The organism is Microbacterium sp. WCS2018Hpa-9 (genome assembly GCF_031843745.1).
Taxonomy (GTDB): Bacteria; Actinomycetota; Actinomycetes; order Actinomycetales; family Microbacteriaceae; genus Microbacterium.
The window spans coordinates 35,351-58,601 of sequence record NZ_JAVTIY010000001.1 but is presented as its reverse complement, the minus strand read 5'-3'; the positions used below and the strand labels follow the sequence as shown (position 1 = coordinate 58,601).

Sequence of the window (23,251 nt, the reverse complement as noted above, 5' to 3'; positions counted from 1 at the left end):
CGCACAAACTTGGAGGCAGAGTGGCCGAAATATCGGACGTCTTCTTCGTCGATGGAGTGCGCACCCCCTTCGGGCGCGCCGGCGAAAAAGGCATGTACTGGAACACCCGCGCTGATGACCTCGCCGTCAAGGCGACCATCGGCCTCATGGAGCGGAACGCAGCGGTCCCCGCTGACCGCATCGACGACGTCGCCATCGCCGCGACCAGCCAGACCGGAGACCAGGGACTGACCCTCGGCCGCTCCGTGGCGATCCTCGCGGGGCTTCCGCAGACGGTGCCGGGGCTTGCCGTCGAGCGCATGTGCGCCGGCGCGATGACCAGCGTCACGACCATGGGCGCGTCGATCGGCGTCGGCATGTACGACTTCGCTCTCGCCGGCGGTGTCGAGCACATGGGCCACCACCCCATCGGCGGCAACGCCGACCCCAACCCTCGCTTCGTCTCGGAGCGCATGGTCGACCCCGGCGCCCTGAACATGGGTGTCACGGCCGAGCGCATCTTCGACCGCTTCCCGCACCTCACCAAGGAGCGCTCCGACCGGTTCGGCATGCTCAGCCAGCACAAGGTGCAGGCTGCGTACGACGCCGGAAAGATCCAGCCCGATCTCGTGTCGGTCGCGACCAAGGGCGCCGACGGTGCCTGGGGGCTCGCCACTGAGGACGAGGGTCGTCGTCCACAGACCACGATGGACGACCTCGCGGCTCTCAAGACGCCCTTCCGTCCTCACGGTCGGGTGACGGCGGGAACCTCGTCGCCGCTGACCGACGGCGCGACGATGTCGCTGCTCGCGGGCGGCGGAGCCGTGAAGGAGTTCGGCCTCGCGCCGAAGATGCGCATGGTCTCGTTCGCCTTCGCCGGCGTTCAGCCGGAGATCATGGGAATCGGGCCGATTCCCTCGACCGAGAAGGCCCTGAAGAAGGCCGGACTGACGATCGCCGACATCGGGCTGTTCGAGCTGAACGAGGCCTTCGCGATTCAGGTCATCTCGCTGCTCGACCACTTCGGCATCGCCGACGACGACGCCCGCGTCAACCAGTGGGGCGGCGCCATCGCACTCGGTCACCCGCTCGCGGCATCCGGTGTGCGTCTGATGATCCAGCTCGCGGCGCAGTTCGCCGAGCGCCCCGACGTGCGTTACGGCCTGACGGCCATGTGCGTCGGTCTCGGACAGGGCGGCTCCGTCATCTGGGAGAACCCGCACTACGACGGCAAGAAGAGGAAGTAAGCCCGATGGCCAACTCGATTTCCGAGCAGTACGCGAACGTCGATTTCTCCCCCATCCAGGCTCTCACCGACGGCGAGGTGATCACGCACTCCCCCGTGCGCGACATCCGTCTCGCATCGGGCAAGGTGCTCGCGCTGATCACCCTCGACAACGGACGCGACCACAACCGCCCGAACACCCTGGGGCCTGCCACCCTCACCGCCCTCGGCGAGACACTCGACGGACTCGCCGCACGTGCGGCGGCCGGCGAGATCCAGGCGGTCGGCATCACCGGCAAGCAGTACATCCTCGCCGCGGGCGCCGACCTCTCCGACATCAGCAAGGTCGGCTCGCGTGACAACGCGCGACTGATCGCCCAGCTCGGTCACAAGGTGCTCGGCAAGCTCGGTGAGCTCGGAGTCCCGTCGTTCGCCTTCGTGAACGGCCTCGCGCTCGGTGGTGGTCTCGAGATAGCGCTGAACTCCAGCTACCGCACGGTCGACGCGTCCGCCGCGGCGATCGCGCTCCCCGAGGTGTTCCTCGGGATCATCCCCGGATGGGGTGGCGCGTACCTCCTGCCCAACCTGATCGGAATCGAGAACGCCCTCGAGGTCGTCATCTCGAACCCGCTCAAGCAGAACCGGATGCTGAAGCCGCAGCAGGCGTTCGATCTGGGAATCGTCGATGCGATCTTCCCCGCGGCCAACTACCTCGAGAACTCGCTCGCCTGGGCGGACGCAGTGCTCGGAGGCAAGAAGGTCGAGCGCAAGAACGAGCCCGGCAAGATCGAGCGACTCACCAAGTGGCCGATCGCCATCAAGATGGCCAGAGGCATGCTCGAGTCGAAGATCGGCACCGTGCCGAGGTCTCCGTACGCCGCTCTCGACCTGCTCGACAAGGCGAAGAGCGGAACGAAGGCCGAGGGTTTCGCCCGAGAAGACGAGGCCCTGGCCGATCTCGTCACGGGTGATCAGTTCGCCGCTTCGATGTATGCCTTCGATCTCGTGCAGAAGCGCGCGAAGCGCCCGGTCGGTGCCCCCGACAAGGCGCTGGCCAAGAAGGTCACCAAGGTCGGCATCATCGGCGCCGGCCTGATGGCCAGCCAGTTCGCGCTGCTGTTCGTGCGCAAGCTGCAGGTGCCCGTGCTGATCACCGACCTCGATCAGGCGCGCGTCGACAAGGGCGTCGCCTACATCCACGAGGAGATCGGCAAGCTCGAGGCGAAGGGTCGCCTCGACGCGGACTCCGCCAACAAGCTCCGCGCGCTCGTGACCGGCACCACCGACAAGAGCCTCTACGCCGACTGCGACTTCGTCATCGAGGCCGTGTTCGAAGAGGTCGGCGTCAAGCAGCAGGTGTTCGGCGAGATCGAGAAGGTCATCGCAGAAGACGCGATCCTCGCGACCAACACCTCGTCACTGTCCGTCGAGGAGATCGGCGCGAAGCTCGCTCACCCCGAGCGCCTCGTCGGATTCCACTTCTTCAACCCGGTCGCGGTGATGCCGCTGATCGAGATCGTGAAGACGCCCGGCACCTCCGAGGCCGCTCTGTCGACCGCTTTCGTCGTCGCCAAGAACCTCGGCAAGAACGCGGTGCTCACGGCTGACGCACCCGGATTCGTGGTGAATCGTCTGCTGGCGAAGGTCATGGGAGAAGCCACGCGAGCGGTCTACGAGGGCACGCCGATCACGGATGTCGAGAAGGCCTTCGCACCGCTCGGCCTGCCGATGGGTCCGTTCCAGCTGATCGACCTGGTCGGATGGAAGGTCGCAGCTCACGTGCAGGACACGATGGCGCACGCATTCCCCGACCGCTTCTATGCCAACGAGAACTTCCACGCTCTCGCAGAGCTCGATGCGGTCGTCGAGAAGGACAAGGGTGGTCGCGTCACCGGCTGGACGAAGCCGGCCGAGAAGCTGCTGAAGCCGGCCGTCGGCAAGACACCGGCATCGGCGGAGACGATCCTGCAGCGCGTGCAGGACGGCCTCGCGAGCGAGATCAAGCTGATGCTCGACGAGGGCGTCGTGCCCGAGGTCGAGGACATAGATCTGTGCCTCATCCTCGGTGCCGGCTGGCCGTTCATCGATGGCGGCGCATCGCCGTACCTCGACCGGGAGGGCGCTTCGCAGCGGGCGTTCGGCGGAGATTTCCACACCCCGCAGATCCGCGGCATCGAGAACCGCTGATCTGAACACCCGAGGGGGTCGCCATGAGGCGGCCCCCTCCGTCGTGTCTACAGCGTCGGGCGCTGGTCGGCCTCACCGGAGCGGGGCCAGTGCGACAGCGCTCGCTCAGCGAGCGCGGTGATCGTCAACGACGGGTTCACCCCGGGGTTCGCCGGCACCGCGGCTCCGTCGACCACGTGCAGCCCCGGATGGCCCCACACCCGATGGTAGAGATCGACCACGCCGGTCTCGGGGGTCGCCGAGATCACGGCGCCTCCGAGGAAGTGAGCGGTCAGCGGGATGCCGAAGACCTCGGGCCACGAACCTCGGGCCGCGGCCGGGACTCCGCCTTCTTTCTCGACCCGCGCGGCGATCGCCGCGGCCGCGCGATGCGCCTGCGGCAGGTGACTGGGGTTCGGTTGGCCGTGGCCTTGCGCACTGGTCATCACCAGTCGCCCGAACCGCCGCCGAAGCGAGAGCGAGAGTGAGTTGTCGACCGTCTGCATCACGAGCGCGATGATGCCGCGCTCGCTCCAGCGTCGAAGCGAGCCCAGACGCAGCTGACGGATCGGCGCGCGCAAGAACTGGCTCATCAGGCTCGCCAGTCGTCGTCCGAGTCGGCGGTCGCCGGGCACCATGACCGACGCGAGCGCTCCCATGAGGTTCGATCCCGGCCCGTACCGCACATTCTCGACGTGCGTGTTCGCATCGATGTGGAAAGATGTCGTGATCGCGACTCCGCGCGCGAGTTCGAGGGACGCCGGGACCTCGACGGCGACTGCACCGTCGAGAGCCTCCGAGTTGGTCCTGGTGAGGCGGCCGACAGCATCGGACACCCGAGGAAGGGCCCCGGCATGTTTCATCCGATGCAGCAGCTGCTGCGTGCCCCAGGTCCCCGCAGCCAGCACCACCTGGCGTGCGCTGACGGTGCGGCGCTCGCTGCGGAACCATGCCCCGCTTCGCTCCGTCGTCACCGCGAAGCCGCCACCGGGGAGTTCGCGCACCTCGGTGACGGTGCGCAACGACTCGATGACGACGCCGCGCTTCTCCGCCAGGGCGAGATAGTTCTTCATCAGAGTGTTCTTGGCGCCGACGCGGCATCCGACCATGCAGTTTCCGCAGAGCGTGCAGCCTGTGCGGTCCGGGCCTTCCCCACCGAAGAAGGGGTCGGGCGTGCGCTCTCCAGGCTTTCCGAACCAGACCCCGACCGGTGCGTGCCGGAATGTGCTGCCCACGCCGAGGTCGTCGGCTGCCCCTGCCATGATGCGCTCGACCGGGCCGGTGTGCGGATACCGCTCGACCACCCCGAGCATCCGCTTCGCCGTCGCATAGTGCGGCGCGAGGTCGGACTCCCAGTCCGCGAGAGCACTCCATTGCGGATCGTCGAAGAACGCACCGCTGGGCTGATACAGGGTGTTGGCGTAGTTGAGAGAGCCCCCGCCCACCCCTGCTCCGGCGAGGATCATCACGTGCGGCAGGCGATGGATGCGCTGGATGCCGAAGCATCCGAGCCTCGGCGCCCACAGATAGCGGCGGACGTTCCAGTTGGTCTTCGGGAAGTCCTGGTCCTCGAAGCGACGACCCGCCTCGTACACGCGGACGCGATAACCCTTCTCCGCCAGCCGCAATGCCGCCACCGAGCCGCCGAATCCCGAGCCGATGATGACGACCTCCTCGTCGAAGGCGGCACTGCGTCGCGGGTCGGGCGAGGCTTCGTTCATCGCTGAATCCCCGGAGCTGCGGGCACGAGGATCGTCAGAGCCGACCGGCGGATTCCGATGGTGCACTCGTTCTCGGCGATCCGCTCTCCGTCGGCGTAGACGACGAGTCCCGGGGCGCTCACCGTCACGGAACGAGCCTGACGTCGGGTCACCTCAGGTCTCGTCAGATGTGCTCCGCGCAGGAGCAAGGGAAACAGGCGCAGCAACCGGAGCCGTGTCAGCGGCGCGACCTGCACGATATCGAGCAGCCCGTCGTCGGCAGCGGCGCCGACGCACAGAGGCATGCCCCCTCCGTAGCTCTCGGTGTTGCCCACCGCGACGAGCGTTCCCGGCGCCTCGACGGGCGCCTCACCGTCGACCGACACCGTGAATTCCATCGGCCGGAGACGCACGAGCTCGACGACCAGCGCGAGGTAGTAGCGCAGCACGCCGTGCGGCCAGCGCAGCCGGTTGGTGCGATCGCTGACCTTCGCGTCGAATCCGAGGGCGGCGATCGTCAGGAAGGAGTCGATGCGCCCCGCGGCGCGGACCTCGCCGACGTCGATCGCGCGCGGCACGCCGGTCAGTGCGAGCTCGACCGCGGCGACCGGGTCGCGGCGGGGCAGACCCAGGGCTCGAGCGAGGTCGTTCCCCGTGCCTGCCGGCACCAGGACGACGGGGATGCCGGCCTCGCACACCGGGTCGAGAATGCCCGAGAGCGTGCCGTCGCCTCCGACGACGACGAGCATCCGCGGGCCCGCATTCAGCGCCTGTGCCACCAGGATCCGACTGGACGCAGCCGACTCTCCCGTGTACACCCGCACGGCCACGCCTCGGGCGCGCAGATGGGCGAGCGCGGCGTCGGCCTCGTGGGCTCCGCGCCCCTTGCCGGCGAACGGGTTCGACAGCACCGCGATGTGCTCAGCCACGTCAGCCTGACCGTTCCGACGTGATGACCGCCCCCGGGTTGAGGATCCACGTCGGGTCCAGCTCGCGCTTGATGGCCGCCAGGATCCGCACCCCTGTCTCACCTATCTCCTGCTCGAGCCATGGGGCATGATCACGACCGACGGCATGGTGATGGCTGATGGTGCCACCCGCCGAGATGATCGAATCGTTCACGCGTCGCTTGATCGCCGCCCACGCCTCCAGACGGTCGGATCGGAGATTCGCGAGCACCGTGAAGTACAGCGAGGCTCCGGTGGGATACACGTGCGAGACGTGGCACATCACATATGATCTGGCGCCCGCATCCGCGAATCCTCCGCGAAGAGCGACCGTGATCTCGGCTCTGAGGTGATGCAGGTTCGACCAGGTCGTCGCAGTCTCCAACGTTTCGCAGAACACCCCCGCATCGAGCAGGGAATCGCGCAGATAGGGGCCGTCGAAGCGGCCGTCGAGCCATCCCTCCGCACCGCCCTCTCCGGATGACACTCCGCCCGCAGCCCTCAGCATCCCGGAGGTGCGCGCTCGACGCTCGGCGATGCCGTCGCCCTCGTACACGGTGACGATGCTCGCACCTTTCGCGAGGGCCTTCCCGATCCGGCCCACCTGGGCGAGGCTGACGGCAGTCTCGGCCTCGTCGGAGAGACGGATGACGGTGGGGCCGCCGCCGTTCTGTGCCACGTGCCGCAGCCCCTCGACGCCGTGCGAGAAGTCTGCGAAGCTCCACGCCTCGAGGACGCGTTCTCGTGGCACAGGATGGACGCGGACACGCACCTCGGTGATCACCCCGAAGATGCCCTCCGAACCGAGGAAGACCCTGATGAGATCGGGCCCCGCAGCGGAGCCGGGTGATCGACCGAGCTCGATGTCGCCGGTCGGGGTCGCGACACTGAGCCCGGTGACCATGGAGTCGAATCGTCCATGCCCTGCCGAATTCTGCCCCGAGGAGCGCGCAGCGGCGAACCCGCCGATCGTGGCGTACCGGAAGCTCTGCGGGTAATGACCGAGCTCGAAGCCACGAGCGGCCAGCAGCGTCTCAGCCTCCGGACCGGTGGTCCCGGCGGCGATGACGGCCTCGCCGCTCACCTCATCGAGACGGATGAGGCCCGAGAGCCGCCGCAGATCCAGGCTGATGACCGCGCGATGCGCGCCTCGCTCGGGATCGAGAGCACCGACCACGCTCGTGCCGCCGCCGAACGGGACCACCGCGATCCCCCGGTCGGCGCACACGCGCAGCAGCGCCACGACCTCGTCGTGGCTCCCTGGCAACACGACGGCATCCGGAGAGGCCTGTTCCCGCCTCCGTCGTCTGAGCAGATCCGGTGTCGAGCGACCACCCGCATGGCGGATCCGCGACTCGTCCGCCGTGTCGACGTGCTCGGCCCCGACCACTGCCGCGAACTCCTGCAGATCGTCCTCGAGAAGTGACGACGGCTCGAGTTGCACCTCGGCGAGGTCGGCCGCCTGCGCGGGCTTCTGCAGGCGTCCGAGCAGCAGCGGCAGAAGCATCCGCACCGCGCGCGGCAGTTCCGATGCCCGAGCGGGATCGCCCCACCCGTTCCAGCGCATCTCCGACCGCACGGCGACCCTGCCGTTCTCTCGACTCATGCGTTACAGTGTGACACATCATGGAAGAACGTCAAGCAGTTGCCGACGCTTCGGGCCACCGAGCGCCCCTCTGGGACCCCACCCAATCGCGCATCCTCGACGCCGCAGATGAGCTGATCAGCCGCCGAGGTGTGCACGGCGTGACGATCGCAGAGCTCGCTCGGCGTGCCGGTCACAGCCGGCCCACCATCTACCGCAGTTGGAGCGATGCCGACGATGTCGTGCGCGCGGCGCTGCTGCGCAGAGTCGCAGTGATCCTCGAGCAGTTCCCGACTCATGCATCCACACGACACGAGCTCGTCGACGACGTCCTGCGCTTCTCCGCGCTCTTCCGCGCCGATGCGGTGTACGGGCGACTTCTCGCGGAAGAGCCCGAAGCATTCACCCGATACACACTGCAGCGGGTGGGATCGAGCCAGCGGCTGATCCTGGGCTGGCTGGCCGCGGCGATCGGCGCTGCGCAGCGTGGCGGATCAGTTCGCCCGGGTGATTCGGATGAGATCGCCGTCATGCTGCTGCTCATCGCCCAGTCTGCGGTGCTCTCGCACGGGACGGTCTCGGAGCTCCTCTCCGAGGATTCGTGGGAGCGCGAGTTGCGAGCCGCACTCGACGGGCTGCTCCGGCCATGACCTCTCACTCCCCCGACCTCAACGTCGCGCGTCGGGCCGCAGAACTCCGTCGAGCCAGCGACGAGACGGTCGATGTCCTCGTGATCGGCGGCGGCATCACGGGCGTCGGCGTAGCGCTCGATGCAGCCGCCCGGGGTCTGAGCGTCACTCTTCTCGAGGCCGAGGACCTCGCGTTCGGCACCAGTCGGTTCAGCTCGAAGCTCGTGCATGGCGGACTTCGCTACCTCGCCACCGGAGATGTGGCCACCGCCAAGGAGAGCGCTGTCGAGCGCCACCTGCTGATGACGCGGATCGCACCTCACCTCATCCGTCCGCTCGGCCAACTCCTGCCCTTCACGACCGGGGTGACGGCGCGCCAGCGCGCAGCCGGGACGATCGGGATGGCGATGGGAGATCTGCTGCGCATACGAGCCCACACGCCGCGCCGGTTCCTGCCGCCGCCTCGCCTCGTCTCGGCTCGAACGGCTCAGCGCCTCGTTCCTTCGCTCTCCCACGCGGGGCTGCGGGGCGGGATGCTCTCGTACGACGGTCAGCTCGTAGACGACGCTCGCCTGGTCGTGACGGTCGCCAGGACCGCGGCGAGTCACGGGGCTCGCATCCTCACACGGCTGCGCGCGCTCGAGCTGCGCCGCGACGGCGCGACAGCGCAGGACGTGCTGACGGGCGAGCGCCTGGATGTCCGCGCGCGGGCGGTCATCAATGCCAGCGGCGTCTGGGCCGGCAGCCTCGACGAGTCGATCACGGTGCGACCCAGCCGTGGGACCCACATCGTGCTCGATGCCGCCGATCTCGGCGACCCCTCGGCCGCGCTGACGATTCCGCACGAGGGTTCGATCAGCCGCTACGTGTTCGCTTTGCCTCAGCAGCACGGACGGGTGATAGTCGGGCTCACCGACGAGGACGCTCCCGGGCCCGTGCCACGCGTGCCTGTGGCGACGGAGGGCGACATCGAGTTCCTGCTCGCGAACCTCAACCGGGTGCTGTCCGCGCCCATCACCAGAGGTCAGGTCCGGGGCTCATTCGCAGGGCTGCGCCCCCTGGTAGACACCGGCGCGACCTCGACGGCGGACATCTCCCGTCGTCATCTCGTCGCCGTCTCCGAGAAGGGCTTCGTCAACGTGCTCGGCGGTAAGCTGACCACCTACCGGCGGATGGCGGAGGACGCGGTCGATCTGGCCGTGGAGACGGCAGGACTCGACGCGGGGCCCAGCCGCACGGCGTCGCTGCGGCTCACCGACACGGCCGCCGCCGTTCCCCCCGGCGACAGCGTGGACCGCGAAGGCGTGTCGCGCGCCATCATCGAGTTCGCTGTACGCGCCGAGGGCGCGATGACCGCCGACGACGTGCTCGATCGACGCACGCGTGTCGGACTCGTCGACAAGGATCGGGAACGACAGCGGGCATCCATCGAATCCGCGGTCGCCGAGATACTCTCCGCGCTCTCCTGACGAGGCCCCGCCGCCGCAGCCCGCGCGCACCGTATCCACCTTGCGGCAGGCCGGGTAACGAGCGCGGAACAGCGCATGAACACCTTCGCGTGCACCTCGAAGATGGCGATCCGCGTGCGCTCGAGGAGGCACAGTGGTGGCATGGACATGCTCCTCTCGATGCTGGGCGGCAAGGGAATGTCGGGCCTCTTCAGGACCGGCACGGCGATCCTCACGATCCTGCTTGTCGTGCCGGCGCTGTTGAAGATCTTCATCGTCACGGTCGACGAGGGGTGGGCGGCGATCCGCACGCGCAACGGCAAACCGATCATCCGCAACCGCCCGCAGCGTCGTCCCACGACCCGCGGCGGAGCGGTCGGCGAGGTCGTCGTGCTCGACCCGGGATCCCACGGCGCTTTCCCGCTCTTCTACTGGTACCGGCTCATCGATGTGCGCTGCCGCGCCACCGATCTGCCCGCGCGAGAGATGACGGGAGCGAACGGCCATCAGCACCGCGTGCATGCGTCGTTCGAGTGGCGTCCGATCCCGACCGGACGAGATCTGCGGGTCTTCGAGCTCGACGTCGTCAACGTCAACGAACGCGCCTCGAACATCGTAGGCGCGGCGCTGCGAGACGTCATCAGAGGGCTCGACGGCGCGGAGCTGCCGCACAATGACGAGATCAACACCCGCGTGATCGCGGCCAGCGCCGAAGACGTGCGCCGCGCGTGCGGAGTCGAGCTGGTGCGCGTCATGGTCACCGGCGATGCCCTGACCGACGGCTACCTGCTCTCGACCGCGCTCCGCGACTCCGATCGCGGAGCCCAGGCGGTCGCCGCCCTCCACGCACTGAACTGATCGTCCGGTTCGCTGCGTCCCCGGTCAGGGGCCGACGTGCGGCCCGAGACGGCGCTCAGCTGCGCTCGTGGAGCGGCAGGTCGATCGTCCCGCTCGCGCCGGCATCCCGTGCGACGGGGATTCGCGTTCCGAGCACCTGAGAGACGACGTCCTGCGCGATCTTCGACGCGGTGAGGCCGGCGTCCGCAAGGATCTGGTCCCGCGACGCGTGATCGATGAATTCATCGGGCAGCCCGAGCTCGTCGACGGCCGTGTCGATGCCGGCCTCGCGAAGCACCTGACGAACGCGAGTGCCGATACCACCGACTCGGATGCCGTCTTCGATGGTGATCACGAGGCGATGCCGCGCGGCCATGCTCACGATCGAGGGCTGCACGGGGATCGCCCATCGCGGGTCGATCACCGTCGCGCCGATGCCCTGCGCTCGAAGCCGCTCGGCGACATCCATCGCGAGAGCCGCGAACGGTCCGATGGCCACCAGCAGGACGTCCTCCGACTCTCCTCGCGCCAGCACGTCGACGCCGTCGTGCAGGCGCTCGATCGCGGGCAGCTCGGGCGAGACGTCGCCCTTGGGGAAGCGGATGACCGTGGGGGCGTCGTCGACGAGGACGGCCTCGTCGAGAGCCTCCGTCAGGCGCGCACCGTCTCGCGGCGCCGCGATGCGGATGTGCGGGACGATCTGCAGCATCGCGAGGTCCCACATGCCGTGGTGACTGGGGCCGTCGGGTCCGGTGACACCCGCACGATCGAGAACGAAGGTGACACCGGCGCGATGCAGCGCGACGTCCATGAGCACCTGGTCGAACGCGCGCCCCATGAAGGTCGCGTACAGGGCCACGACCGGGTGCAGCCCGCCGAACGCGAGACCTGCGGCAGAGGCCACAGCATGCTGCTCAGCGATGCCCACGTCGTACACGCGGTCGGGGAAGCGCTCGGCGAACGGAGCAAGTCCGGTGGGACGCAGCATCGCGGCCGTCATGGCGATGACGTCGTCGCGACGCTCGCCGACCGAGACCAGGGCGTCGGAGAAGACGTCGGTCCAGCCGGTGCCGCCCGACGAGAGCGTCTCGCCCGTGGTCGGATCGATGCGCCCGACGGCGTGGAACTGATCGGCCTCGTCGTCGCGGGCGGGCTGGTATCCGCGCCCCTTCTCGGTGATGGCGTGCACGATGACCGGTGCGCCATAGGACTTCGCGAGCTCGAGGGTCTCGAGGAGCGCCGGAAGGTCGTGGCCGTCGACGGGGCCGAGGTACTTGATGTCGAGATTGGAGTACAGCGCCTCGTTGTTCGTGAATCGCGACAGGAATCCGTGGGTGCCGCCTCGCACGCCTCGGAAGACCGCCCGGCCGACGGGCCCGAACGCTCGAAAGAGCCGATCCGACTTGTGGTGCAGCTCCTTGTAGGCCGCGGCGGTTCGCACCCGGTTCAGGTACCGCGACATCCCGCCGATAGTCGGAGCGTAGGACCGCCCGTTGTCGTTGACGACGATCACCAGGTTGCGGTCGTTGTCGTCGGAGATGTTGTTGAGCGCCTCCCACGTCATGCCGCCCGTCAGCGCGCCGTCGCCGACCACCGCGACCACGTGACGATCGCCGCGACCGGTCGCGGTCAGTGCACGCGACACACCGTCGGCCCAGCTGAGAGAGCTCGAGGCGTGGGAGGACTCGACCACGTCGTGCACGCTCTCGCCACGCTGGGGATAGCCCGCGAGTCCACCGCGGACGCGGAGAGACGAGAAGTCCTGGCGCCCCGTGAGCAGCTTGTGCACGTAGGACTGGTGGCCGGTGTCGAAGATGAAGGGATCGTCGGGCGACGAGAAGGTCCGGTGCAGAGCGATCGTCAGCTCGACGACTCCGAGATTGGGGCCCAGATGGCCGCCGGTACGAGAGACGTTCTCGACGAGGAACTCGCGGACCTCGCCGGCGAGTTCGATGAGCTGCTCCTCAGAGAGGGAGTCGAGATCACGGGGTCCTGAGATGCTCGGAAGAATGGGCATCTGCACCTCCTCTTAGGCACCATTGGCGGCATTCGATTCCGGTTCGAAAGCCTGATCGATCCTACCGCGGCCATCCGTGAAAGCTCGGAGAACGCCTCGCCCCTTGACACGAACCCCCGCACACGCGAAAGGGCCCGGTTCCGAAGAACCGGGCCCCTCTCTTCGCTGTGATCAGACCAGCGAGCGCAGCACGTACTGCAGGATTCCGCCGTTGCGGTAGTAGTCCGCCTCACCGGGGGTGTCGATGCGGACGACCGCGTCGAACTCCACGACCTGCTTGCCCTCGGGCGAATTCTCGGTCGGCGTCGCAGTCACGCGGACCGTCTTCGGCGTCACACCGTTGTTGAGCTCTTCGAGACCCGTGATCGAGACGACCTCGGTGCCGTCGAGACCCAGCGACTCCCAGCTCTCACCGGCGGGGAACTGCAGCGGGACGACGCCCATGCCGATCAGGTTCGAGCGGTGGATGCGCTCGAAGCTCTCGGTGATGACGGCCTTGACGCCGAGCAGGCTCGTGCCCTTGGCCGCCCAGTCGCGCGACGAACCCGAGCCGTACTCCTTGCCACCGAAGATGACGAGGGGCGTGCCCTGCTCCTGGTAGTTCATGCTCGCGTCGTAGATGTACGACTGCGGTCCGCCGGGCTTCGTGAAGTCACGGGTGAAGCCACCCTCGACGACCTGGCCGTCGTTGACGGCCGAGACCATGACGTTCTTCAGGCGGATGTTCGCGAACGTTCCGCGGATCATGACCTCGTGGTTGCCACGACGCGATCCGAAGGAGTTGAAGTCCTTGCGGTCGACGCCGTGCTCGGTGAGGTACTGCGCCGCAGGAGTGCCGGGCTTGATGTTGCCGGCGGGCGAGATGTGGTCGGTCGTGACCGAGTCACCCAGGGTCGCCATGACCCGTGCGCCCTCGATGTCGCGCACCGGGGTGAGCTCCATCGTCATGCCGTCGAAGTACGGCGCCTTGCGCACGTACGTCGAGTTCTCGTCCCACTGGAAGATGTCGTCGTCCGGGGTGGGCAGGCTGCGCCAGCGCTCGTCACCGTCGAAGACGGTCGAGTACTGCTTGATGAACTGCTCACGCGAGATAGACGAGTCGACGAGTTCCTGGACCTCGGCCGGGGTCGGCCAGATGTCCCTCAGGAAGACGTCTTCGCCATCGGTTCCCTTGCCGAGCGCGTCGTTCTCGAAGTCGAAGTGCATCGACCCTGCCAGCGCGTAGGCGATCACCAGCGGCGGGCTGGCGAGGTAGTTCATCTTCACGTCGGGGCTGATGCGTCCCTCGAAGTTGCGGTTTCCCGAGAGCACCGCGGTCACGGCGAGGTCGTGATCGTTGATGGCCGCGGAGACCTCTTCGATCAGCGGGCCCGAGTTGCCGATGCAGATGGTGCAGCCGTAGCCGACGGTGTAGAAGCCGAGGCCCTCGAGGTCCTTGTCGAGACCGGACTTCTCGTAGTAGTCGGTGACGACCTTGGAGCCAGGGCCGAGGGTGGTCTTGACCCACGGCTTCTGCTTGAGCCCCTTCTCGAGCGCCTTGCGGGCGACCAGACCTGCGGCGATCATCACCGAGGGGTTCGAGGTGTTGGTGCACGAGGTGATCGCCGCGAGGGTGACCGCGCCGTTGTCGAGGATGTACTTCTCGCCGGACGGAGTGGTGACCGGCACGGGCTTCGACGCGTGCGCCGGAGCGCCGCTGTTGATGTGCACGGGGCGAGTCGTGGTGGGCTCCTCCTCGCCGGGGACCGAACCGGGGTCGGATGCCGGGAAGGAGTGCTTCGACTCGAGATCGACGACGGAGTCCGAGGTCGATGCCGAGGCGTACGCGAGGATGTCCTGCTCGAACTGCGACTTGGCCTCCGAGAGGAGGATGCGGTCCTGCGGGCGCTTCGGGCCGGCGATCGACGGCACGACAGTGCCGAGGTCGAGCTCGAGGTACTCGCTGAAGACGGGCTCCTGCGAGGCGTCGTGCCAGAGCTTCTGCTCCTTGGCGTAGGCCTCGACCAGCGCGACGGCCTCTTCGCTGCGACCGGTCAGGCGCAGGTAGTCGAGGGTGACGTCGTCGATCGGGAAGATCGCCGCGGTCGAACCGAACTCGGGCGACATGTTGCCGATGGTGGCGCGGTTCGCGAGCGGCACGGAGGCGACGCCCTCGCCGTAGAACTCCACGAACTTGCCGACGACGCCGTGCTTGCGCAGCAGGTCGGTGATCGTGAGGACGACGTCGGTCGCCGTGACACCTGCCGGGATCTCGCCCGAGAGCTTGAAGCCGACGACGCGCGGGATGAGCATCGACACGGGCTGGCCGAGCATCGCGGCCTCGGCCTCGATGCCGCCGACGCCCCAGCCGAGCACGCCCAGGCCGTTGACCATGGTGGTGTGCGAGTCGGTGCCCACGCAGGTGTCGGGGTATGCACGCAGCACGCCGTCGACGTCGCGGTCGTAGATGACCTTTGCCAGGTGCTCGATGTTCACCTGGTGCACGATGCCGGTCCCCGGGGGGACGACCTTGAAGTCGCTGAAGGCCGTCTGGCCCCAGCGCAGGAACTGATAGCGCTCGCCGTTGCGCTCGTACTCGATCTCGACGTTGCGCTCGAGAGCGTTCTCCGAGCCGAAGAGGTCAGCGATCACCGAGTGGTCGATGACCATCTCGGCAGGCGAGAGCGGGTTGATCTTGTTCGCGTCGCCACCCAGTGCCGTGACGGCCTCACGCATGGTGGCGAGGTCGACGATGCAGGGAACACCGGTGAAGTCCTGCATGACCACGCGGGCCGGCGTGAACTGGATCTCGGTGCTCGGGTCTGCCGCGGCATCCCACGAACCCAGAGCCTCGATCTGCGCCTTCGTCACGTTCGCGCCGTCCTCGGTGCGAAGCAGGTTCTCGAGGAGGACCTTGAGACTGAAAGGGAGCTTGTCGAAACCGGGCACCGTGTCGATGCGGAAGATCTCGTAGTCGGTGCTGCCGACTGTCAGGGTGCTCTTGGCACCGAAGCTGTTCACCGTGGACACGATTCCGTCTCCTTCTATTCGGATGGGAGCGACAGGCGCCTCCATCTTGCTCGCCAGCGAGCCCCTGCGGCTAGCAAGGCAGACCTAACCAGTCTGCTCTGCTCGGCCTCCGGGCGAAAGCCTGCAATTTATCTTGATGTCAAGATAAATCTATCACGACCGCTCCGCTGTTCCGGCATCCGGGGTTCGCGGATACAGGGCGCGCACGACGAGCCAGGTGACGGCGATCAGCGGCGCGAACAGTGGCAACCCCATGATGAGCTTCAGTGTGCCGAGAGCTGTGACATCCCCGGCCAGGTACAGCGGCAGCTGCACCGCGAGACGTGCGAAGAACAGCGCAGCCCAGGCGATGCCGAGCCACAGGAATGCGCGACGCTTGCGACGGTCGCGCCTCCAGGCGGTGCCCTCCCCCATCAGGAAGCCGACGGCGAGACCGATCAGCGACCAGCCGATCAGGGCCGACACGAGCATGCCGGTGCCGTAGACGGCGTTGGTGATGAGTCCAGGGACGAAGTTGTCCTCGCCTCGCCCCGTCCAGAGCGCGAGCGCGGCGGCAGCCGCCGCGGCGACGAGGCCACCGATGGCAGCCGAGGGCGGGGACTTCTGCAGCAGTCTGACGATGGTGAACACCGCTGCGAGTCCCACCGACACTCCCAGAGGCAGGATCAGGGGTTCAGGACGGATCGTGAAGAGGATGACGAACGCGAGGCTGGGCAGCACCGATTCCAGGATGCCGCGCCATCCGCCCATCGCGGACCACACGACCTTGTGCGTCGCGTCGCTCTCGGACGGGTCGAGACCGGCGCGGCGAGCAGCACCGCCGAGGGCGGCCCCGACGATGTCGGATGCGCTCTGCTCGCGCTCGGGCTCGGGCGCCGGGCTGGTCACGCGGAGCCGGGAGTCGCGGGCATCTTCAGGGGGATCAGGTCGCGCGGAGGCATCGGAGCTCCACCGCGGACCACGACGATCGACCGGAAGAGGTCCTCGACCTTGGCTGCGGCCTCGAGATCCGATGCCGCAGCTCCGCCGATGACGCCACGGAGGAACCACCGAGGACCGTCGATGCCGATGAACCGGGCGAGCCGCAGCTCGGAGCCCTCATTGGCAGCCGCGGGGACCTCGGCGAGCAGCTCTTTGCCGAGCGGCCCCTCGCGCTCCTCGACCCGCCCACCCTGGGTGCGGACCTGATCGCGCAGCTGCACGCGGGTCTCGTCCCACAGTCCACCGGACCGGGGTGCGGCGAACGGCTGCACCTGGAGGGAGGAGTCGGCGTAGTCGAGCCCGACGGCGACGATGCGCTTGGACTGCTCCTCGACCTCGAGGCGGAGGTTCAGTCCCTCGCGCGGAAGGATCTTGATGCCGCCGAGGTCGATGTACGGACGCACCGGGTTCGCCTCGGAGTCGTCGAAGGGGCCCTGCGTCGCTCGGTCGCCCGGTGCCGACTTCGAAGGAGTCGCGTTGTTGTCAGTCATTGATCTGTCCTGCCGAAGATGAATGGAGTCCTGCCTGGTAGCCGGTCGAGCCGAAGCCACCCTCGCCGCGGACGCTGTCTGGCAGCTCCTCGACCGGGATGAAGGTGGCACGCGTCACGGGCATCACGATCAGCTGCGCGATGCGATCGCCGACCGCCACATCGTACGCCGTGTGGATGTCGGTGTTGATCAGACTCACCTTGATCTCACCGCGGTATCCGGCATCCACCGTCCCCGGCGAGTTCACGATCGAGATCCCGTGCTTGGCCGCGAGGCCGCTGCGGGGAACGACGAACGCCGCGTATCCCTCGGGCAGCGCGATGCGCACACCGGTCGCGACGAGCGCCCGCTCCCCCGGGGCCAGATGAACGGCCTCGGCCGCCACCAGATCGGCTCCGGCATCGCCGGGGTGGGCGTAGCCGGGCACGACAGAGGCGATAATGGGGACATCAACGGATTCAGTCACCCCCCGAGGCTAATGCAGAACATCGCTCCTGACGCGCGGACCCGCTACCGCGAGAGACTGTCCCCCAGCCTGTGGCTGCTGGTGACGGTCGCTCTGGCGGGCCCTATGGTGGCGCTCATCTTCGTGCCCATCGGCTCGACCGTCGCCCTGATCGTCGGAGCCGCCGTCTCGGCTGTGCTGGTGGTCGCCTTCATCGCCCTCGCCCCGGTCGTGTCGGTCGACGGCGACGTGCTTCGCGCCGGCCGAGCGCACATAGAGGTCCGGCACCTCGGCGCGCCCAGAGCACTGAGCGCCGAAGAGGCTCGTCAGGCGCGGGGCCCCGGCCTGCCGGCACGAGGCTGGCATCTCATCCGCGGTGGGGTCGACGGCGTCGTGGTCGTTCCGAACGACGACCCTGATGACCCTGTGGACGCCTGGACCATCTCGACCCGCACTCCCGATCGGCTGGCCGCGGCGATCGTCGCAGCCCAGCGCTGACCGGACCACAAGACGACGCGCCCCTGACCGTGAGGTCGGGGGCGCGTGAGATCTTGTTCTCTGGTGCGCTCAGGCGGCGCACTCCTTGCAGATGGGGCCGGAAGCCCCCTCGTGATCGAGCTGCGAACGGTGCTTCACGAGGAAGCAGTTCATGCAGGTGAACTCGTCTTGCTGCGCGGGCAGCACGACGACATCAAGTTCAAGGTCGGAAAGATCGGCTCCAGGAAGATCGAAGCTGGACGGGTTGTCCGCGTCTTCGTCTCCCGACGAGCCGGAGAGCTTGTCCGGCACACGCTCCTTGAGGGCTTCGATCGACTCGGAGTCGTCTTCACTCTTGCGGGGAGCGTCGTAGTCGGTTGCCATGTGGTGAATCTCCACTTTCATGCGAGTGGGTGGTGCGCCGTCGGGGTAATCGGCGGCCATAGTTTGCATGACCGCGGAGGAATAAGCAAATGCCCGCGGCTGCGACAGACCAAACTCACGGCACGCCCAGAGTATTCCCGGTTGTGAGCGGCCCCGCGTGACACCATGAACGCACACCCATCAGAGGGGCATTCGCATGGAAAACGTCACCATCGTCGGCACAGAAGCAGGACTGCTCGTACTCGCGACCGAGTCGGGCGAGCGGTTCGCGCTGCCCATCGACGACGTCCTGCACCGCGAGATCCGGCGCGCGACGCGACAGAGCGAGCCGACGACTCAGCGACTCGCCGCGAGTCCGCGCGACATCCAGGCTCAGATCCGCGCCGGCCTCACGGCACCCGAGGTCGCCGCACTGCTCGGCATCAGCGTCGACGACGTCATCCGCTTCGAAGGACCCGTCCTCGCCGAGCGCGAGCACGTCATCGGTCAGGCCCTCGCCGTGCCGGTGCTGATCGGCAGCGACGTCGAGCCCGACGCTCAGCCCACTTTCGGCACCGCGATCCGCGTCAAGCTCGCAGAGGTCGAGGCCTCAGCCGAGCGCTGGGCGAGCTGGAAGGACGACACCGGCTGGATCATCAAGCTCGAGTTCACCGCCAACGAGGTCGAGCACGACGCTCGCTGGAGCTTCGATCCCCGACGCAGTGCATTGGCGCCCCTCAACGCTGACGCCACCCAGCTCTCACGCCAGGGCTCACTGCCCGACGGCCTGATCCCGCGTCTGCGCGCTGTCGAGGCCGAACGGCAGGCGTCGCCCTACAAGGACGACAGCCGCTTCGACTCCGGCGCGTTCGGCCCCCGACTGCTCCCGGCTCCCGAGGCCGATGTCGACGACATCATCGCCCCCGAGCGCTCGACAGCCGCGGTGCAGGATGCCGCCATCAAGCGCGCACCGGAGTCGGCGACGACGAGCCCCGAGACCGCCGACCTGCTCGAGGCGCTGCGACGTCGGCGCGGTCAGCGCGAGACCGCACCGATCCTCGACCATGCAGAGGACGGCGACACGGATCAGAACCCGATCGCGCTGTTCGATGCCTTCGAGAACGTCCAGCCCAGCGAAGACGAGCCTGAGGTCACCCCCGAGCCGTCGAACGAGGGCAACGGACGCCGCAAGCGCCGCAATGCGATGCCGTCGTGGGACGAGATCGTGTTCGGAGCACGCACCGACGAATAGGGCGTCCCCAGGGGCGCGTGTGCCGACGTTCAGCGGGCGAAGGCACCCAACCTGAGCAGCGGAACCTGACGCTCTTCCGGGGTCAGACCACCGTGCTGACCGATCATCCCTCGGCTGCGCTGATCTGCTGCAGTGCCGTCGTAGACAGCCCCATTGCCCTTGGCCACGACGAGCACGTCGCCGATCCGCGACGACGCGGCCTGGGTCACCTCAGGGCCGAAGAACCCGGATGCGATCGCCTGCTCGCGAGTGCCTACGTCGGCGAGGCCGTCGAGATCGCGACTCCACCGCTCGGCGACGACCGTCACGTCGGCATCCGGTTCGACGTAGACGTGCAGCATCCTCGGTTCTCCGCCGATGTGCCGCACCCCGACGAGATGCTCGGCCTCGAGCACGATCTGCCGGTGTGCCGGCACGTCGAGCATGCCGTGATCCGACGTCACGAGGACTCCCACGCCCGGCGGCACACGTCGCGAGAGCGCGGCGTCGATCTCTTCGAGCGCCGACACCCATTGCACCGAGTCGAGGCCGTATCTGTGCCCGGCCTTGTCGGCCTCGGGAAGGTAGCAGTAGATCAGCGAGCCCGGGTGGCGCTCGGCGAGGTCGTAGGCCACCTGGACACGCTCTTCGGGTGTCTGGGCGGCGACGAAGTCGGCTCCGCGCAGCGTGGCTCGGGTGAACCCGCTCGCCGCGTAGGCCGCGACGCCCACCGCATAGGTCGGACGCCCCTCCGCGCGGGCACGCTCGAAGACGGTCGGGGCGGCCTGCCAGGTCGCCGGATCCAGTCCTTCCGACTCCCAGCCGGTGAGCTGGTTGACCAGGATGCCCCGCGCGGGATCGAGAACCCGATAGCCGACCAGGCCATGCTGCCCCGGCCACACCCCGGTGAGGATGCTCGTCAGGGCCGCAGCGGTGGTCGATGGGAAGACCGAGTGGGCGACGTCCTTCTTCGCCATCCCCGACGTGAGCGCTCTGGCATGACCGGCATGGGCGCGCAGGCTGATGGCGCCGAGCCCGTCGATGAGCACGAGTACGACGGATTCGGCTCGCGGCAGGCTCGCGGATTCGCCGCGCAGAGCGGCGAACACGTCGTCCGCCACCCCGACGACGCTGCGGGCTGCGAGCGACTCGGACGGTAGAATGAGGGACATCCGAGCCAGTCTGACACAGGCTCCCGTACGCCCTCAGCCTTGCACCATTCAGGATGCCCATGCCGAAGACCCCGCCTGCCGAGCTCGCCCCCGAGCGAATCCAGGACATCGATCTCGAAACAGAGATGCAGGGTTCATTCCTCGAGTACGCCTATTCGGTGATCTACTCGCGGGCTCTGCCTGACGCTCGTGACGGACTGAAGCCCGTGCAGCGTCGCATCCTTTATCAGATGGCCGAGATGGGGCTGCGCCCCGACCGCGGTCATGTCAAGAGCGCCCGCGTCGTGGGCGAGGTCATGGGAAAGCTGCACCCGCACGGCGACTCGGCGATCTACGACGCCCTCGTGCGCCTCGCCCAGGAATGGGCTCTGCGTGTGCCGCTGATCGACGGCCACGGCAACTTCGGTTCGCTCGACGACGGGCCCGCAGCCGCCCGATACACCGAGGCGCGGCTGGCCTCCCCCGCGATGGCTCTCACAGAGAACCTCGACGAGGACGTCGTCGACTTCATCCCGAACTACGACGGTCAGTTCCAGCAGCCCTCCGTGCTCCCTGCGGCCTTCCCGAACCTCCTGGTCAACGGCGCGAGCGGCATCGCCGTCGGTATGGCGACCAACATGGCACCGCACAACCTGATCGAGGTCGTCGCCGCCGCCACCCACCTTCTCGAGAACCCCGACGCCACGACCGAAGAGCTCATGGAGTTCGTGCCCGGCCCCGACTTCCCCTCGGGCGGCATCCTGATGGGTCTCGACGGCGTCAAAGACGCGTACGCCACCGGACGCGGCGCCTTGAAGGTGCGCGGCAAGGTGTCGGTCGAGCCCCTCGGGCCTCGGCGCACCGGCATCATCGTGTCGGAGCTGCCCTACATGGTCGGCCCCGAGCGACTGATCGAGAAGATCCGCGATGCCGTGCAGTCGAAGAAGCTGCAGGGCATCAGCGACGTCACCGATCTCACCGACCGCAACCACGGGCTGCGCGTCGCGATCGGCATCAAGACCGGCTTCGACCCCAACGCCGTGCTCGAGCAGCTCTATCGACTCACCCCGCTCGAAGACTCCTTCAGCATCAACAACGTCGCCCTGGTCGACGGGCAGCCGCGCACACTCGGGCTCAAGGAGATGCTGCGCGTCTATGTCGCGCACCGACTCGAGGTCATCACCCGTCGCAGTCGATACCGCCTCGCACGCCGAGAAGAGCGCCTGCACCTCGTCGAGGGCCTGCTCATCGCGATCCTCGACATCGACGAGGTCATCCAGGTCATCCGCTCGTCCGACGACTCCGAGCAGGCGCGCGCACGACTGCGCTCGGTGTTCGACCTCAGCGAGCTGCAGGCCGAGTACATCCTCGAGCTGCGTCTGCGGCGCCTGACGAAGTTCTCGCGCATCGAGCTCGAGACCGAGCGCGACGCGTTGCTCGCCGAGATCGCCAGGCTGCGCGAGCTGCTCGGAAGCGACGTGCTGCTGCGAGCAGTCGTCGCCGAGGAGCTGGATGCCGCGGCTGATGCATACGGCACTCCTCGCCGCACACTGCTGATGAACGCCGCACCCCCGAAGCCGCGTGCCGCGAAGGGCGCGGTCGACCTGCAGATCGCCGACGCTCCGACCGTGCTCGTGCTGTCGACGACAGGTCGTGCCGTGCGGGTGGATCTCGCCGAGGGCCAGGAGCTGACGCTTCCGGCGCGGCGAAGCAAGCACGACGCGATCCTGACGACGGTCGACACGACGGTTCGCGCAGAGATCGGCGCGCTGACCACTGAGGGGCGCGTGCTGCGTTTCTCCCCTGTGGATCTGCCGTCCGTGCCGTCGTCGTCCGTGCAGCTCGCGGCGGGTGCTCCGCTGCGCGACTATCTCGGCATCACCATCCGCGGAGAGCGGATCCTCGGTTTCGTGCGCTTCGACAGCGACGTCCCGATCGCCCTGGGCACGGCGCAGGGAACGGTCAAGCGCATCGTGCCGTCGACGCTGCCCGTGCGTCCCGATCTGGAGGTCATCGGCATGAAGCCCGGTGACACCGTCGTCGGGGCCGTGGAAGCTCAGGACGACGCCGATCTCGTGTTCGTGACGACCGACGCCCAGCTGCTGCGGTTCTCCGCCTCGACTGTCCGCCCGCAGGGCGCGCCCGCAGGCGGTATGGCGGGAATCAAGCTCGGCGCCGGTTCATCGGTGCTGTTCTTCGGCGCGGTCACGCCGGATGCCGATGCCGTCGTCGCCACAGTCTCGGGATCCGACAGCAGCCTGCCCGGCACCGAACCGGGCCGCGCCAAGGTGACGCCCTTCGCCGAGTACCCCTCGAAGGGTCGAGCGACCGGCGGAGTGCGCGCGCACTCGTTCCTGAAGGGCGAGGACCGTCTCACGGTCGCCTGGGTCGGGCCGAGCCCCGCACAGGCGGTCGATCCGACGGGTGCGGTGCGCAAGCTCCCCGAGGCCGGCGCCCGACGCGATGCATCGGGTCAGCCGATCGACGGCGTGATCGGGAGCATCGGTCGCACTCTGGTCTGAGCGCTCGCGACGGTCCGACCGCCCCTCGGCGGCACCTGGTGTGAGGGC

Annotated in this window: 18 protein-coding genes; 8 read left to right on the top strand and 10 right to left on the bottom strand. The window is 68.0% G+C overall.

The genetic code is table 11. The features are described 5' to 3' along the window. The first annotated feature begins 20 nt into the window (after positions 1-20). A complete protein-coding gene (locus RQG82_RS00245) occupies positions 21-1,226 on the top strand; it encodes a thiolase family protein (protein ID WP_311257147.1) in 1,206 nt (401 codons plus the stop codon). A 5-nt stretch (positions 1,227-1,231) separates the two neighbouring features. After that, positions 1,232-3,391, top strand: a complete 2,160-nt coding sequence (locus tag RQG82_RS00240; RefSeq protein WP_311257146.1) for a 3-hydroxyacyl-CoA dehydrogenase NAD-binding domain-containing protein — start codon at positions 1,232-1,234, stop codon at positions 3,389-3,391. Between the two features lie 47 nt (positions 3,392-3,438). On the opposite strand, the gene RQG82_RS00235 is transcribed toward RQG82_RS00240, so the two are convergent. Genes RQG82_RS00235 through RQG82_RS00225 form a run of 3 tightly spaced genes read right to left on the bottom strand, consistent with a single transcriptional unit; the run spans position 3,439 to position 7,623 of the window. Then, positions 3,439-5,091 carry a GMC family oxidoreductase gene (locus RQG82_RS00235; protein WP_311257145.1) on the bottom strand — a complete coding sequence of 551 codons (1,653 nt, stop codon included), beginning with the start codon at positions 5,089-5,091 and terminating at the stop codon, positions 3,439-3,441. After that, positions 5,088-5,999: a YegS/Rv2252/BmrU family lipid kinase gene (locus tag RQG82_RS00230; protein ID WP_311257144.1), complete on the bottom strand. Its 912-nt coding sequence runs from the start codon at positions 5,997-5,999 to the stop codon at positions 5,088-5,090. Before RQG82_RS00230 ends, RQG82_RS00235 begins: the two co-directional genes overlap by 4 nt. A 1-nt stretch (position 6,000) precedes the next feature. Then, complete coding sequence (locus RQG82_RS00225) at positions 6,001-7,623, bottom strand: FAD-binding oxidoreductase (protein ID WP_311257143.1); 1,623 nt, start codon at positions 7,621-7,623, stop codon at positions 6,001-6,003. Between the two features lie 20 nt (positions 7,624-7,643). On the opposite strand from RQG82_RS00225, the gene RQG82_RS00220 reads away from it, so the two are divergent. The 3 genes from RQG82_RS00220 to RQG82_RS00210 all read left to right on the top strand — a co-directional run bounded on the left by RQG82_RS00220 (position 7,644) and on the right by RQG82_RS00210 (position 10,537). Then, a complete protein-coding gene (locus RQG82_RS00220; RefSeq protein WP_311257142.1) occupies positions 7,644-8,252 on the top strand; it encodes a helix-turn-helix domain-containing protein in 609 nt (202 codons plus the stop codon). After that, on the top strand, positions 8,249-9,700 hold the full coding sequence (locus RQG82_RS00215) for a glycerol-3-phosphate dehydrogenase/oxidase (protein ID WP_311257141.1): 1,452 nt from the start codon (positions 8,249-8,251) through the stop codon (positions 9,698-9,700). Before RQG82_RS00220 ends, RQG82_RS00215 begins: the two co-directional genes overlap by 4 nt. Before the next feature lie 141 nt (positions 9,701-9,841). Further along, positions 9,842-10,537, top strand: a complete 696-nt coding sequence (locus RQG82_RS00210; protein ID WP_311257140.1) for an SPFH domain-containing protein — start codon at positions 9,842-9,844, stop codon at positions 10,535-10,537. 55 nt (positions 10,538-10,592) lie between these two features. Here the strand turns inward: RQG82_RS00210 and dxs are convergent, their stop codons facing one another. From dxs to dut, 5 genes are all read right to left on the bottom strand, one after another. Beyond that, on the bottom strand, positions 10,593-12,533 hold the full coding sequence (gene dxs / locus RQG82_RS00205; RefSeq protein ID WP_311257139.1) for a 1-deoxy-D-xylulose-5-phosphate synthase: 1,941 nt from the start codon (positions 12,531-12,533) through the stop codon (positions 10,593-10,595). 171 nt (positions 12,534-12,704) lie between these two features. Then, entirely contained in the window at positions 12,705-15,542 is a 2,838-nt protein-coding gene (locus RQG82_RS00200; protein WP_311257138.1) for an aconitate hydratase, read from the bottom strand. A gap of 153 nt (positions 15,543-15,695) precedes the next feature. Then, positions 15,696-16,430: a DUF3159 domain-containing protein gene (locus RQG82_RS00195; protein ID WP_311257137.1), complete on the bottom strand. Its 735-nt coding sequence runs from the start codon at positions 16,428-16,430 to the stop codon at positions 15,696-15,698. Next, positions 16,427-17,014, bottom strand: a complete 588-nt coding sequence (locus RQG82_RS00190) for a DUF3710 domain-containing protein (protein ID WP_311257136.1) — start codon at positions 17,012-17,014, stop codon at positions 16,427-16,429. The genes RQG82_RS00195 and RQG82_RS00190 overlap by 4 nt, the downstream gene beginning before the upstream one ends. After that, a complete protein-coding gene (gene dut, locus RQG82_RS00185; protein WP_311257135.1) occupies positions 17,007-17,480 on the bottom strand; it encodes a dUTP diphosphatase in 474 nt (157 codons plus the stop codon). Before dut ends, RQG82_RS00190 begins: the two co-directional genes overlap by 8 nt. A gap of 12 nt (positions 17,481-17,492) precedes the next feature. Here dut and RQG82_RS00180 point away from each other — a divergent pair, with 12 nt between their 5' ends. Next, positions 17,493-17,957 (top strand): DUF3093 family protein, encoded by a 465-nt coding sequence (locus tag RQG82_RS00180; protein ID WP_311257134.1) that lies wholly within the window; start codon positions 17,493-17,495, stop codon positions 17,955-17,957. Positions 17,958-18,026: 69 nt separating this feature from the next. On the opposite strand, the gene RQG82_RS00175 is transcribed toward RQG82_RS00180, so the two are convergent. Next, on the bottom strand, positions 18,027-18,320 hold the full coding sequence (locus RQG82_RS00175; RefSeq protein ID WP_042540214.1) for a DUF4193 domain-containing protein: 294 nt from the start codon (positions 18,318-18,320) through the stop codon (positions 18,027-18,029). A 196-nt stretch (positions 18,321-18,516) separates the two neighbouring features. On the opposite strand from RQG82_RS00175, the gene sepH reads away from it, so the two are divergent. Next, positions 18,517-19,551 (top strand): septation protein SepH, encoded by a 1,035-nt coding sequence (sepH, locus tag RQG82_RS00170; protein ID WP_311257133.1) that lies wholly within the window; start codon positions 18,517-18,519, stop codon positions 19,549-19,551. 29 nt (positions 19,552-19,580) lie between these two features. On the opposite strand, the gene RQG82_RS00165 is transcribed toward sepH, so the two are convergent. Next, positions 19,581-20,702 (bottom strand): alkaline phosphatase family protein, encoded by a 1,122-nt coding sequence (locus tag RQG82_RS00165; protein ID WP_311257132.1) that lies wholly within the window; start codon positions 20,700-20,702, stop codon positions 19,581-19,583. Between the two features lie 59 nt (positions 20,703-20,761). On the opposite strand from RQG82_RS00165, the gene RQG82_RS00160 reads away from it, so the two are divergent. Then, on the top strand, positions 20,762-23,203 hold the full coding sequence (locus tag RQG82_RS00160; RefSeq protein WP_311257131.1) for a DNA topoisomerase IV subunit A: 2,442 nt from the start codon (positions 20,762-20,764) through the stop codon (positions 23,201-23,203). Positions 23,204-23,251: the final 48 nt, after the last annotated feature.